This window comes from Microbacterium sp. T2.11-28, from assembly GCF_950097975.1.
GTDB lineage: Bacteria > Actinomycetota > Actinomycetes > Actinomycetales > Microbacteriaceae > Microbacterium.
Window position 1 is genome coordinate 82,231 of the sequence record NZ_CATNHF010000001.1, and the last position, 13,088, is coordinate 95,318.

At 72.4% G+C, this 13,088-nt stretch carries 13 protein-coding genes; all 13 read right to left on the reverse strand.

The genetic code is table 11. The features are described from left to right. Positions 1 to 2: 2 nt before the first annotated feature. The 13 genes from QQZ13_RS00395 to QQZ13_RS00455 all read right to left on the reverse strand — a co-directional run bounded on the left by QQZ13_RS00395 (position 3) and on the right by QQZ13_RS00455 (position 12,984). Positions 3 to 563, reverse strand: a complete 561-nt coding sequence (locus QQZ13_RS00395) for a GNAT family N-acetyltransferase (protein ID WP_284527153.1) — start codon at positions 561 to 563, stop codon at positions 3 to 5. A gap of 13 nt (positions 564 to 576) precedes the next feature. Continuing rightward, entirely contained in the window at positions 577 to 1,665 is a 1,089-nt protein-coding gene (aroB, locus tag QQZ13_RS00400) for a 3-dehydroquinate synthase (protein ID WP_284527155.1), read from the reverse strand. Next, positions 1,662 to 2,225 carry a shikimate kinase gene (locus tag QQZ13_RS00405; protein ID WP_284527156.1) on the reverse strand — a complete coding sequence of 188 codons (564 nt, stop codon included), beginning with the start codon at positions 2,223 to 2,225 and terminating at the stop codon, positions 1,662 to 1,664. Before QQZ13_RS00405 ends, aroB begins: the two co-directional genes overlap by 4 nt. Continuing rightward, positions 2,222 to 3,433: a chorismate synthase gene (aroC, locus tag QQZ13_RS00410; RefSeq protein WP_284527159.1), complete on the reverse strand. Its 1,212-nt coding sequence runs from the start codon at positions 3,431 to 3,433 to the stop codon at positions 2,222 to 2,224. The genes QQZ13_RS00405 and aroC overlap by 4 nt, the downstream gene beginning before the upstream one ends. 4 nt (positions 3,434 to 3,437) lie before the next feature. Next, positions 3,438 to 4,268, reverse strand: a complete 831-nt coding sequence (locus tag QQZ13_RS00415; RefSeq protein ID WP_284527162.1) for a shikimate dehydrogenase — start codon at positions 4,266 to 4,268, stop codon at positions 3,438 to 3,440. Positions 4,269 to 4,271: 3 nt separating this feature from the next. Continuing rightward, on the reverse strand, positions 4,272 to 5,798 hold the full coding sequence (gene mltG, locus QQZ13_RS00420) for an endolytic transglycosylase MltG (RefSeq protein ID WP_284527163.1): 1,527 nt from the start codon (positions 5,796 to 5,798) through the stop codon (positions 4,272 to 4,274). Continuing rightward, positions 5,798 to 6,268: a Holliday junction resolvase RuvX gene (gene ruvX, locus QQZ13_RS00425; protein WP_284527164.1), complete on the reverse strand. Its 471-nt coding sequence runs from the start codon at positions 6,266 to 6,268 to the stop codon at positions 5,798 to 5,800. Before ruvX ends, mltG begins: the two co-directional genes overlap by 1 nt. Then, entirely contained in the window at positions 6,265 to 8,931 is a 2,667-nt protein-coding gene (alaS, locus tag QQZ13_RS00430) for an alanine--tRNA ligase (RefSeq protein WP_284527165.1), read from the reverse strand. The genes ruvX and alaS overlap by 4 nt, the downstream gene beginning before the upstream one ends. Before the next feature lie 61 nt (positions 8,932 to 8,992). Next, complete coding sequence (locus tag QQZ13_RS00435; protein WP_284527166.1) at positions 8,993 to 9,289, reverse strand: ATPase; 297 nt, start codon at positions 9,287 to 9,289, stop codon at positions 8,993 to 8,995. 132 nt (positions 9,290 to 9,421) lie between these two features. After that, the gene (rpsD, locus tag QQZ13_RS00440; RefSeq protein ID WP_144807814.1) at positions 9,422 to 10,051 is read right to left on the reverse strand and encodes a 30S ribosomal protein S4; all 630 of its coding nucleotides are present in this window, start codon (positions 10,049 to 10,051) and stop codon (positions 9,422 to 9,424) included. A gap of 154 nt (positions 10,052 to 10,205) precedes the next feature. Next, positions 10,206 to 11,048, reverse strand: a complete 843-nt coding sequence (locus QQZ13_RS00445) for a tetratricopeptide repeat protein (protein ID WP_284527167.1) — start codon at positions 11,046 to 11,048, stop codon at positions 10,206 to 10,208. Next, positions 11,045 to 11,650 (reverse strand): NUDIX hydrolase, encoded by a 606-nt coding sequence (locus QQZ13_RS00450; RefSeq protein WP_284527168.1) that lies wholly within the window; start codon positions 11,648 to 11,650, stop codon positions 11,045 to 11,047. Before QQZ13_RS00450 ends, QQZ13_RS00445 begins: the two co-directional genes overlap by 4 nt. Next, complete coding sequence (locus QQZ13_RS00455; RefSeq protein ID WP_284527169.1) at positions 11,647 to 12,984, reverse strand: replication-associated recombination protein A; 1,338 nt, start codon at positions 12,982 to 12,984, stop codon at positions 11,647 to 11,649. The genes QQZ13_RS00450 and QQZ13_RS00455 overlap by 4 nt, the downstream gene beginning before the upstream one ends. Between the last annotated feature and the right edge of the window lie 104 nt (positions 12,985 to 13,088).

The following is a 13,088-nucleotide window of genomic DNA, read 5'->3' on the forward strand; positions in this document are numbered from 1 at the left end:
CGTCAGCGACCGTCCGGCGCCCCGGCCGGCGGGATGGGCCGGCTCATCTCGATCTCCGGACCGATGCTGCTCGTGAACGCGACGCCGGTGGGTGCGAATCCCGCTTTCCGGTAGGCGCCCTGCGCACGGGCGTTGTCGGCGTGCACGTCGAGGGTGAGGGCGTCCGCGCCCCGCGCCGCGGCCCAGGCGGCGGCAGCGTCCAGCAGCGCGCCGAGCACGCCCGTCCCCCGGTGCGACGGCGACACGTACACTCCGACCACATCGGCGCGGGGAGCGAGCACGACGCGGTCCAGGTGATCCCGGGCGCCTGTCTCCCGCATCAGCACGGTCGCCGTCCCGACCCAGCGGGCGCCGGTGTCGGCGACGAACTGCGCGGCGTCCTCCCCCAGGGCCGCACCGGCGGTGCGCTGGCGCCAGAACGACTCGTCGCGGGCGAGCTCCTCCGCCGATGTGGTGAGGAACGCGATTCCCGCCGCGGGGTCGGCCACCGCCTCCAGGCGCAGGTCGCGCACGGCAGCCCATTCGTGGAGCCGCACCCGGCGCGCCGTGGGCGGCGGGGTCACCGCCGCGGCCCCGTCACTGGCCGACCTCCTGGTAGGCGGCGAACAGCAGCGACTCGTCGGGGGCCTGCAGGACCGTCGGCTTGCCGATGTCGTCGAGCACGATGAAGCGCAGCATCGAGCCGCGCGTCTTCTTGTCGCGCTGCATCGTGGCCAGGAGCTGGTTCCACGCGCCGACACGGTAGCTCGTCGGAAGGCCCAGCAGCTCGAGGATGTCGCGGTGTCGCTGCGCCGCCGCATCGGAGAGCCGGCCCGCCAGGCGCGAGAGCTCGGCGGCGAACAGCATGCCCACCGAGATCGCGGCGCCGTGGCGCCAGCGGTAGCGTTCGGCGTGCTCGATGGCGTGGCCCAGGGTGTGGCCGTAGTTGAGCACCTCCCGCAGCCCCGCCTCGCGCAGGTCCTCCCCCACCACGCGGGCCTTCATGTCGATGGCCAGCTCGATGCAGCGGCGGAACGCGTCGCTGTGCGGATCGACGACGGCCACGGGGTCGGCTTCGATGAGGTCGAGGATCTCGGGGTACCAGATGAAGCCGGCCTTGACGACCTCGGCGAACCCGGCCACCCTCTCGTTCTCGGAGAGCGAGTCGAGGAGGTCCAGGTCGCAGATCACGGCCCGCGGCGGCCAGAACGCTCCCACCAGGTTCTTGCCCTCGGCGGTGTTGATACCGGTCTTCCCGCCGACTGCGGCATCCACCATGCCCAGCACCGTCGTCGGCACCTGGACGAGCGCGACGCCGCGCAGCCAGGTCGCGGCGACGAACCCCGCGAGGTCGGTCACCGCTCCCCCGCCGAAGCCCACGACGGCGTCGGTGCGGGTGAAGTCCGCCTGACCCATCACCTGCCAGCAGAACGCGGCCACCTCGACGCGCTTGCCCTGCTCGGCGTCGGGGATCTCGGCGAGGAGCACCTGACGGGCGGCGCCGTGCGAGCGGCTCAGCGTCTCGCGCAGGTCGGCGGCCTGGGCGGCCAGCGTCGGCGGGTGCACGATGAGCACCTTGCGGGCCGACTCGGGCAGGGCGTCGCCGATGAGGGGCAGGATGCCGCGCCCGACGATGACGTCGTACGGCTGCTCGCCCGCGACGGTGATGACGGTGTTCTCGGTCACGACTGCTCTCCTGTGTCGGGCTGCGGGGGTCTGTCCGCCCCTGCGGATCTGTCGGGCGCCGTGGAGCGCGCCCAGTGCACGATGGCGTCGACGACCTCCTGCAGCGGACCGGCCGACGTGTCGAAGACGACGTCCGCGAGACGCTCGTACACCGCGCGTCGCGATTCGAAGACCGCGGTCCAGCGGGCGACCGCGTCGGCGCCCTGCAGGAGCGGACGCCGGGTCCCGCGGATGCGCGACTCGATGGTCTGCGGCCCGACCGTGAGCAGCACGACGCGGTGTCCCGCGAGATCCCGCTGGGTGTCGGCGTCGAGGATCGCCCCGCCGCCGAGGGCCACGACTCCGCCGCGGTCCAGCGAGGCGCGGACGGCCTCGCGCTCGAGGGCGCGGAAGTGGGCCTCGCCGTGATCGCGGAAGAGGTCCTCGATGGGACCGTGCGCGCGCACGACGGCGGCGTCGCTGTCGGAGAAGGGCTGGCCGAGGGCGCGCGCGACGCGCTTGCCGATGCTCGTCTTCCCGGCCCCCATGGGACCGATAAGGACGATCGCGGGGCTCGTCATCCGTGTGCGGCGTCGCTGATCGGCGACGTCGCGAGGTTCGCCGGGATCGCGGCGAGGTACCCCTCGAGGTTGCGGCGGGTCTCCGCGACGCTGTCGCCGCCGAACTTCTCGAGCACGACCTCGGCGAGCGTCAGGGCGACCATCGCCTCGGCGACGACGCCGGCAGCCGGGACGGCGCAGACGTCGGAGCGCTGATGGTGCGCGGTGGCGGCCTCGCCGGTGGACACGTCGATCGTGCGCAGCGCATGAGGGACCGTCGCGATCGGCTTCATGCCGGCACGCACCCGCAGGACCGTCCCCGTCGACATCCCGCCCTCGGTGCCGCCGGCCTTGTCGGTGGCGCGGGCGATGCCGCTGTCGCTGGCGAACAGCTCGTCGTGCGCGGCGGAGCCGCGGCGGCGCGTGGTCTCGAAGCCGTCTCCGACCTCCACGCCCTTGATGGCCTGGATGCTCATGAGCGCCTGCGCCAGTTTGGCGTCCAGTCGGCGGTCCCACTGCACGTGGGAGCCTAGCCCCGGCGGCAGGCCGTAGGCGAGCACCTCCACGATCCCCCCGAGCGTGTCGCCGTCCTTGCGGGCGGCGTCGACTTCGGCGACCATCGCGGCGCTCGTGTCGGCGTCGAAGCACCGGAGCGGGTCGGCGTCCAGCGCATCGACATCGTCGGGCGTCGGGAGCGCCGCCGCGTCGGGAACGCGCACCGGGCCGATCGAGAGGGTGTGGCTGACGAGGCGGATGCCGAGCTCGCTCAGGAAGGCGCGGGCGACCGCTCCGAGCGCCACGCGGGCGGCGGTCTCACGGGCGCTCGCCCGCTCGAGGATCGGGCGGGCTTCGTCGAAGCCGTACTTCTGCATCCCGACGAGGTCGGCGTGCCCCGGGCGGGGACGGGTGAGGGCGGCCGAGCGGCCGCGGGACTTCTCGGTGAGCTCGACCGGCTCGGGGCTCATGACCTCGATCCACTTCGGCCACTCGGTGTTGCCGATGCGCAGGGCGATGGGGCTCCCGAGGCTCAGGCCGTGTCGCACGCCGGCCGAGATCGTGAGCTCGTCCTCCTCGAACTTCATCCGCGAACCGCGGCCGTAGCCGAGCTTCCGGCGCGCGAGATCTGCCTGGATGGCGGCGCGCGAGACGGGGACGCCGGCGGGCAGTCCCTCCATGAGGGCGACGAGTTCGGGGCCGTGCGATTCGCCGGCCGTGAGCACGCGGAGCATTCGACTATCCTCCCACGAGCGCGCGCCGCATGACGGCCACGACGGCCTGCTCGTCCGGCAGCGGCTCGGTCACGTCCGCGGTCGCGAAGATGCGGATCTGCAGCACCGCCTGATGCAGCAGCATGCCCTCGCCGCTCACCGCGCGCAGCCCCGCGTCCTGCCAGGCCGACGCCAGCACCGTGGGCCAGTGCCCGTAGACCACGTCGAAGAGGACGCCCCCGGCTGCCGCGAGGCTCTCGGCGACGTCCGACCCGACCGGTGCGTCGCCGGGAAGGGTCGCGAGGGTGAGCGGATGCGGCCGATGGAAGCGGGCGGTGAGCGGAGCCGCGTCCACCGCCACCCCGAGCCGGTCGCCGAGCGCCCGCAGCCCTGCGATCGCGTTGGGCCGGCGGGCGACGACGTCGACGAGGCCGACGCCCCACTCCGCGAGCGCGACCAGGGCCGACGTCGCCGTCGCGCCGGCGCCGACGATGCGGGCCGACGCGGGTCGCTCGATCCCGGCCTCCTCCAGTGCACGGATGATGCCGCCGACGTCGGTGTTGAACGCGCGACGCCGACCCTCGGTCAGCAGCAGGGTGTTGCCCGCGCCGGTCAGCTCGGTGCGGGTGTCGCGCTCGTCGGCGACCGCATGCACGGCGGTCTTGAGCGGCATCGTGCACGACAGGCCCCGGACGTCCGGCCCGAGGCTCGACAGCTCACGCGCGAAGTCGGCCTCCGCGACGCGTCTGCGGCCGTAGGTCCAGTCCTCCCAGCCGAGTTCGGCGTAGGCGGCGGTGTGCAGCGCCGGCGAGAGGCTGTGGTCGATGGGGTCGCCCCACACCTCGAGTGCGGGCATGCCTCAGCAGCCGCTGTCGGGGTTGTCGGCGCACCACGCCTGCCACTGCTCCACGGCCTGGAGGTGCTCGCTGTAGGTGTGGGTGAACACCGTCTCGCCGGTGTCGAGGTTGACCGTCACGAAGTAGAGCCACGGACCGTCGGCCGGCTCCATGGCCGCCTTGATCGCGGTGTCACCCGGGTTGGCGATGGGGCCGATCGGCAGGCCCTCGTGGACGTAGGTGTTCCACGGGTTGTCGTCCTCGAGCGCCTCGGCGGAGGAGCTGACGGTGCCGTCGTGCATCTCGCCGTAGCCATACTGCGCGGTCGAGTCCATCTGGAGCTTGCCGAAGGTCTCGTCGTTGGACGGGTCGAGCCGGTTCTGGATGACCCGCGACACCTTGTAGAAGTCGTCCTCGAAGCGGGCCTCCCGCTCGATGATCGATGCGATGGTGAGGATCTCGCCGCGCCGGTCCTCGGGGACCCCGGCCGCGTCGAGCGACGTGACGGTCCGGTCCACGAGCGTGCGGATCACGTCGGCCGCGGTGACGTCGGGGTTGAACGTGTAGGTCGCGGGGAAGAGCCATCCCTCGAGGCTGTCGGCATCCACCCCGTAGTCCGAGGGGTCCGCGACAGCGGCCTCGAAGTCCTCCAGCGGAATGCCCGTGCCGTCCGACAGCAGCGGCAGCGACTGCGCGACGGTCAGCCCTTCGCGCAGCTGCGCGGTGTTCTCCAGCTTGCTGGCCGGGTCCTCCAGGGCCTCCAGCGCCGCCTCGGACGTCATCTGCAGCTGCAGCTGGTACGCGCCCGGGTGGAAGGTCGTCGTGACGGCGTTGGCGATGAGGTAGTCGTAGAACGCCTCGGGCGTCTTGGTCACACCGGCTTCGAACAGGGTGGTCGAGATCGAGGATCCGGTGTCGCCGTCGACGATGGTGACGACCGCCTCGCCGTTGGCGAGCCCCGCCTCGTAGTCCTTCGGCTCCTCCCAGCCCATGAAGGCCCGGATCTTGTCCTCGTAGGTGACCCACACGTAGCTGCCGCCGGCGACGATGCCGCCGATGATGGCGAGCACGACGCCGAGCACGACCCAGCCGGCAATCCGGCTCTTGCGGCGATCCCGCGCGTGCTGCGTGTCGGGAGCGTGGGGGTCGACGACGACGGCCTCCTCGCCGAACAGCGCATCGATCGTCGCCGGGGTCCGGCGCGGGCCGGGGGCCGGCTCGGTGGCGACCGAGGAGCCCCGGCGTGCCCCCGGAGCGGCGCCCGCAGGCACGAGCGCGGCGTCGTCGGCGGGGGCGGTGTCCGTCTCGGGGATGCCGCGATCCGCCGCGGCCGATCGCGGTGCGGGGGTGCCGCTGGCGTCCCGCGCGTCACCCGCGGGCGCCGCCGCAGGTCCCGACGAGGCCGCCGCGGCCTCGCGTGCGGCGCGACGGCTCAGCGGGGCGGGGTCCTCGGGTGCGGCATCGGACGACGACGTCCGTCGCTGCGGAGGCGAGGGGAGTTTGCCGAACAGGTCTGCGAACTGATCGTCGGAGGACGGGTTCTCGGGCATCAGACGGGCTCCGGGGGGTTATGGAGGGCGCCGGCCGGGATGCCGGTGCTCTTCTCGACGTCGATCGCCTGCTGGAGGAGGACGACCGCGGCGACCTGGTCGACAAGCTTACGAGACGAACGCTGAGATCTCCCGGAGTCACGCAGGGCCGCGTGCGCGGACACGGTGCTCAGGCGCTCGTCCACGAGGCGGATCGGGAGTCCCGAGGCGGCGGCGATCTCGCCGGCGACCGCACGGGCATCGGCCGTCGAGGCGGTCTCACCGCCGTTCAGGCTGATCGGCAGGCCGACGAGGATCTCGAACGCCTCGTACTCCGCGGCGAGCTCGGCGATGCGTCGCACCGTGCCCGCGCCACGGGGAACCGTCTCGACCGGCACCGCCAGCATGCCGTCCCGGTCGCACCGCGCGACGCCGACGCGTGCCTTCCCGACGTCCACGCCGAGACGCACACCGCGTCGGAAACCGCTCACGCGCCCGCGTTCTCCAGCTGCGCGACGATGCTCGCCAGCGCCGCCGGAAGCGCGGCCGGGTCGGTCCCGCCACCCTGGGCGACGTCGTCGCGGCCGCCGCCTCCGCCGCCGAGCACGCTCGCCGCAGCCTTCGCGAGCACGCCCGCCTTCGCGCCCGCCCGGCGCGCGGCGTCGTTGGTGGCGACGATGACGACAGGCCGCTCCCCCACCTGGGCTCCGAGCGCCACGACGGCCGCCTCGGCGCCGAGCCGGTCCCGCAGCTGCAGGGCGAGGGAGCGCACGTCGTCGGCGGAGCCCACCACGCCGATGCTCTGGGCCACCACCCGCTGGTCTCCCGCGCGCTGCGCGGTCTCCACCAGGGCGGGCAGGCGATCGCCAAGGGCCTTCGCCTCGAACTGGGCGATCTTCTTCTCGGCGGCCTTGAGGTTCGCCTGCAGCTCCGCGATCCGGGCGGGCAGCTGCTCGCGCGGAGCCTTCAGGTGCGAGGTCAGCTGCGAGACGATCGCCCGCTCCGCAGCGAGCTCGCGGAACGCGTCGAGGCCGACGAGCGCCTCGACGCGGCGGTTGGACGCGCCGACCGACGACTCGCCGATGAGGCTGATCAGGCCGACCTCGGCGCTGCGGCCCACGTGGGTGCCCGCGCAGAGCTCCCGCGACCAGGGCCCGCCGATGTCGACCATGCGGACGGTCTCGCCGTACTTCTCGCCGAACAGCGCCATGGCGCCGAGGGCCTTCGCCTCGTCCAGCGGCATGACCCTCGTGGTCACCTCGAGGTTGTCCCGCACCGCGTTGTTGGCGATCTCCTCGATCTCGCTCTTGGTGGCGTCGGACAGCGCCTGGCCCCACGCGAAGTCGAAGCGCATGTAGCCGGCGCGGTTGAGCGATCCGGCCTGCGTCGCGCTCTTGCCGAGCGTGTCGCGCAGCGCGGCGTGGACGAGATGGGTCGCCGAGTGCGCCTGCTGCGCGGCGCGGCGGTTCACCGCGTCGACGACGGTGGTGGCCGGCTGGCCCACCCCGACCTCGCCGCTGGTGACCTCCACGGTGTGGCTGACGAGACCCGCGACGGGCTTCTGGACGTCGAGGACCTCCAGCTCGAAGCCGGGCCCCACGATCACGCCCTTGTCGGCGACCTGTCCGCCGGACTCCGCGTACAGGGCGGTCTCGGCGACGATGACCTCCGCGATCTGTCCCTGCACGGCGCGCTGCACCGGGAGGCCGTCGACGAGCAGGCCCAGGACGGTCGACTCGGTCTCGAGGTCCGTGTAGCCGGTGAAGACGGTCTCCCCCTGCGCGCGCAGGTCGCGATACACGCTCGTGTCGGCGAGGGCGCGCTTGCGCGAACGGGCATCCGCCTTGGCCCGCGCCCGCTGCTCCTGCATGAGGCTGTCGAACGCGGTGCGGTCGACCGTCAGGCCCGCCTCCTCGACGATCTCCATGGTGAGGTCGATCGGGAAGCCGTAGGTGTCGTGCAGCAGGAACGCCTCGCTGCCGGTGAGCTGCGAGCCGCCGTCGCGGCGCGTCCGCGCCACCGATTCGTCGAGAAGCTCGGAACCGGCGGCCAGCGTCCGCAGGAACGTCGCCTCCTCGGCCAGCGCGTACTGCGACAGGCGCTCGTAGTCGGCCTCCACGACGGGGTAGGCCTCCTTCATGGCGTCGCGCGACGCCGCGAACAGCTCGGCGAACGTCGGTCCCTCGACGCCGAGGAGACGCATCGCGCGGATCGCGCGACGCATGAGCCGCCGCAGGATGTAGCCGCGGCCCTCGTTGGAGGGCGTCACGCCGTCCGAGAGCAGCATGAGCGAGGACCGCACGTGATCGGCGATCACGCGGAAGCGGACGTCGTCCTCGTGGTTCGCTCCGTAGGTCTTGCCCGACAGGGCCACCGCGCGGTCGAGGACCGGACGCACCTGGTCGGTCTCGTACATGTTGTCGACGCCCTGCTTGATGAAGGCGATCCGCTCGAGGCCCATGCCGGTGTCGACGTTCTTCGCCGGCAGCTCGCCGACGATGGTGAAGTCGTACTTGGAGCGCACGTCGGCGATCTCGTACTGCATGAACACGAGGTTCCAGATCTCCACGTAGCGGTCGTCGTCGGTCGCCGGTCCGCCGTCGATGCCGTACTCCGGGCCGCGGTCGAAGAAGATCTCGGAGCAGGGACCCGCGGGGCCGGGAAGCCCCGTCGTCCAGTAGTTGGTGTCCTTGCCGAGCCGCTGGATGCGCTCCTCGGGGAGGTCCGTGAGGCTGAGCCACAGGTCGTGGGCCTCATCGTCCTCCTCGTACACGGTGACCCAGAGGTCCTTCGGGTCGAACCCGAGGCCGCCGTCCGCCTCGGACGAGGTCAGCAGCTCCCACGCGTACCGGATGGCGCCTTCCTTGAAGTAGTCGCCGAACGACCAGTTGCCGAGCATCTGGAAGAACGTGCCGTGGCGCGGCGTCTTCCCGACCTCCTCGATGTCGTTCGTCCGGATGCACTTCTGGTTGTCGGCTGCGCGCGGGAACGGGGCGGGCACGTCGCCGCTCAGGTACGGGATGAAGGGCACCATGCCGGCGATCGTGAACAGGAGTGCGGGGTCGTCGGTGACGAGCGAGGCCGAGGGCACGATCGTGTGACCGTTCTTCTCGAAGTAATCGAGGTAGCGCTGCGCGATCTCGGCGGTCTTCATGGGATGTCCTCGGAGTGCAGGGGTGTGCGCCCGGCCGGGGCCGGGAGCGACGATCGGGGTGTCAGTCGGAGAGGCGGGCGGCGCCGTCTTCGGCGGAGTCGGCCACCGCGTGCGCGGCGTCGGCGACGGCGTCGCGGGCCGTGTCGAGCGCGTCTCCCGCGGCGGACTTCGCATCCGCGACGAGTCCCTCGATCTTGGCCTCCTGCGCGCGGTACGCGTCGCCGATGCGGTCGGTGAACTCGGAGATGCGCGCGTCGACCTCGGCGAGGACCTCGTGCCCGCGCGGGTCCTTGTTGACCAGGTGGGCGGCGATGAAACCGCCGGCGATGCCCAGCACGAACCACAGCGCGTTCTTCATGCGTTCCATGTTAGGTGCAAATGACGGAGGGCGCCGGGGTGGTATCCCCGGCGCCCTCCGTGCGAGACGAAACGCGCTCAGCGCGCGGCGCAGCTGTGCTCTCTGCCGCTGCGCGGCGGAACTACGCCCCGCTCAGCGCGCGGCGTAGTACTCGACGACGAGCTGCACGTCACCGGTCACGGGGACCTCGGCGCGCTTCGGGCGGCGCACCAGACGGGCCTGCAGCTTGTCGAGCTCGACCTCGAGGTAGGCCGGGACCGGCGGCAGGACCTCGGCGTGACCGCCGGCGGCTGCGACCTGGAAGGGCTCGAGGCCCTCGCTCTTGGCCTTGACGTGGATGAGCTGGCCCGGCTTCACGCGGAACGACGGGCGGTCGACGAGCTGGCCGTCGACGAGGATGTGGCGGTGCACGACGAGCTGACGGGCCTGCGCCGTGGTGCGGGCGAAGCCCGAGCGCACGACGAGGGCGTCCAGACGCATCTCGAGCAGCTCGACGAGGTTCTCACCGGTCAGGCCGTCCTGGCGGCGGGCCTCGTTGAAGGTGTTGCGCATCTGCTTCTCGCGGATGCCGTACTGCTCGCGCAGACGCTGCTTCTCGCGCAGACGGACGGCGTAGTCGCTGTCGGCCTTGCGCTTGGTGCGGCCGTGCTCGCCCGGAGCGTAGGGACGCTTCTCGAGGTAGCGGGCGGCCTTCGGGGTCAGCGCGACGCCGAGCGCGCGCGAGAGACGGACCTTGCGGCGGTCCTGGGACTTCGTAGCCACGAAGTGTTCCTTCCTGACGTGGCCGTGCACTTCACGACTCACGGACGTATCCCCCGCTCTTCGCCCGTCCTGGACTGCACGCCGGGGCACGCCAGAAGGTCTCGATCAGAAGAGGGAGATGCCCGAAAACACGGTTTCGAGCCGGTCAAGTCTATCAGAGCGGGGTCGCGGCTCCGCCAGGGCGCTGCAGCAGGTCCAGACCAGAACGCTGCAGCAGGTCGAGCGCACCGGGCGGATGGAACGTCCGCACGCCCCGATCGAGGTCGTCGAGGCGGTACCACCCGGCGGAGGTGTCGCTGTCCCGGACGGGCAGGCGGTCTCCGCGCGGCAGCGCCGACAGGTCCCGGGAGCGCACCGAGAACACGTGCACGATCTCGTGACCGCGCTTGCCGTGCGCAGCGAAGATGTTCTCCGTCACGCCGAGCAGCTGAGCAGCATCGACCGTGGCGTCGAGCTCCTCGGCGAACTCGCGCCGCAGGGCTGTCGCCGCCGACTCGCCGAACTCGATGCCGCCGCCGGGCGCGCGGAGGAACCCCTCATGACGGCCGTTCGGTGCGTACTCCTCGGCGAGGATCCAGCCGTCCTCGACCACGAGTCCCACGGCGATCGCCCGCACCCGGGCCGGTGCGGCGAGCTCGGCGGCGTAGGCGTCGAGCGACCGCCGGTAGGCGGGCAGGGTGGGGGTCAGCGCCTCGAGCGCGGTGCGCAGCGCCGCTGCGGGCTTCTCGTCGTCGAAGAGGGCGAGAGCCAGGAACGCGCGGGCCGCCGCCGCGAGAGGGTCGTCGTCGGGGACCGTGCGCAGGATCGCGATCGCCCCCGAGGCGTCGCCGAGCACTCGGAGCGAACTCGCCAGCTGGATCACCGCCTGCACGCGCGACTCCCCCGCCAGGCCCGCGGCCAGGGCGTCGCGGTAGAGAGGCACCGCCGCCCGCTCGTCGCCCGCCGCGTCGAGGTCGCTGGCGCGCGCGAAGAGCGCCTCGGCGTCGTGCTCGGTCACGGCGCCAGCAGTCCCGCCACGCGGCGCTGCAGGCCTCCGAGCGGCTCCGGCAGCTCGCCCGCCCGCACGAACGCGTGCAGCCCCCGCAGCGCGGCGCCGGCGTCGCTGAGCTCCCCGGAGAGCAGGTGCGCCAGGAGCGCGTCGGCGGGGATCGTGTGCACCCGGCCGCTCTCGCCCTCGCCCCACATCGGATCCGCGACGCGCACGCACTGCGCCGCGACGAGGATGTTCTTGCGGCGGCGGGAGTTCGCGGCCGCCCACTCGGCGCCGGCGTGATGCACCGTGCCGGCGCGGTATCCGGTCTCCTCCTGCAGCTCTCGGATGCCCGCGGTGACCGGGTCCTCACCCGGGTCGATGAGTCCGCCCGGAAGCTCTCCCAGGACCCGCTCGGGACCGACCCGGTACTGGTCGAAGAGCACGACGCGATCGTCGTCGGTGAAGGCGATCACCGACACCGTGTCGCCGATCTCCAGCACGTCCCAGCCGCTCTCGCTGCCGTCCGGCAGGCGGTAGTGATCGCGCCGCACGCCCACGTACCCCCGGTACATGGAGGCGGTGCCGAGCTTCACCCAGGTGAGCATCGCGTTCTCGTCGTCGGTCATCGCCCGCCCGTCCCGCCGTCGCCGAGGATCTTCCGGATCTTCTCGAGGCGCGCGGCGATGTCCCGCTCCACGCCGCGCCCGGTGGGCGAGTAGTAGGTGCGGCCGCGCAGCTCGTCCGGCAGGTACTGCTGGCTGGCGACGCCCACGTCGAGATCGTGGGGATACACATAGCCCTTGCCGTGGCCGAGACGCTTGGCGCCCGGGTAGTGCGCGTCGCGCAGGTGCGGGGGCACCCTGCCGAAACCGCCGCGGCGGACGTCGGCGATGGCCGCGTCGATAGCCGTGTAGGCGGCATTGGACTTGGCGGTCGTGGCGAGGTACGCGGTGGCCTCGGCCAGCGGGATGCGTCCCTCGGGCATGCCGATGAACGCGACGGCGTCGGCGGCGGCGACGGCGATCTGGAGCGCCTGGGGATCGGCCAGCCCGATGTCCTCGGCCGCGGAGATCACGAGCCGTCGCGCGATGAACCGCGCGTCCTCGCCCGCCTCGATCATGCGGGCGAGGTAGTGCATGGCGGCGTCGACGTCGGAGCCTCGGATCGACTTGATGAACGCGCTGATGACGTCGTAGTGCTCGTCGCCCTGCTTGTCATAGCGCAGCAGGGCGCGATCGACTGCCTGCGCGACCTGCTCGGCGGTGATCGCGGGGACCTCGTCGTCCGACTCGCCGACCATCGACGCCGCCGCCTCGAGAGAGGTCAGGGCGCGTCGCGCGTCGCCCGACGCCAGCTGCACGAGTGCGGCGCGGGCTTCGGGGGTGAGGGCGACGGCGCCGTCCAGCCCGCGCGGGTCGGCGACGGCGCGGTCGATGAGGGATCCCAGGTCGTCGTCCGTGAGCGGCTGCAGGGTGAGCAGCAGCGAACGCGACAGCAGGGGCGAGATGACCGAGAACGAAGGATTCTCGGTGGTGGCCGCGATCAGGATGACCCAGCCGTTCTCGACGCCCGGGAGCAGTGCGTCCTGCTGCGCCTTGGTGAAGCGGTGGATCTCATCGAGGAAGAGGATCGTCGAGGCGCCGTAGAGGTCGCGCTGGGTCATCGCCTCCTGCATGACCTCGCGGACGTCGCGCACGCCGGCGGTCACCGCCGACAGCTCGACGAACCGCCTTCCCGAGGTGCGGGCGATCGCCTGGGCCAAGGTGGTCTTGCCCGTGCCCGGAGGTCCCCACAGGATGACCGAGACCGTCCGCGTGCTCGCATCGGGGTCGGCCAGCGCGACCAGGGGCGAGCCGGGACGCAGCAGGTGCCCCTGACCCGCCACCTCGTCGAGCGAGACGGGCCGCATGCGCACGGCGAGAGGGGTCTGCCCCTGGAAGAGGGCGGCGGGGCTGGTCACCCGACCAGGCTAGCCGCGGCCACCGACGCCCGGGCGCGTTTGTGGCCCGTGCGCGCGGGCACGTAGGCTTTCCAGCGCCCGGATGTCCGGGAATCGAGGGAGGT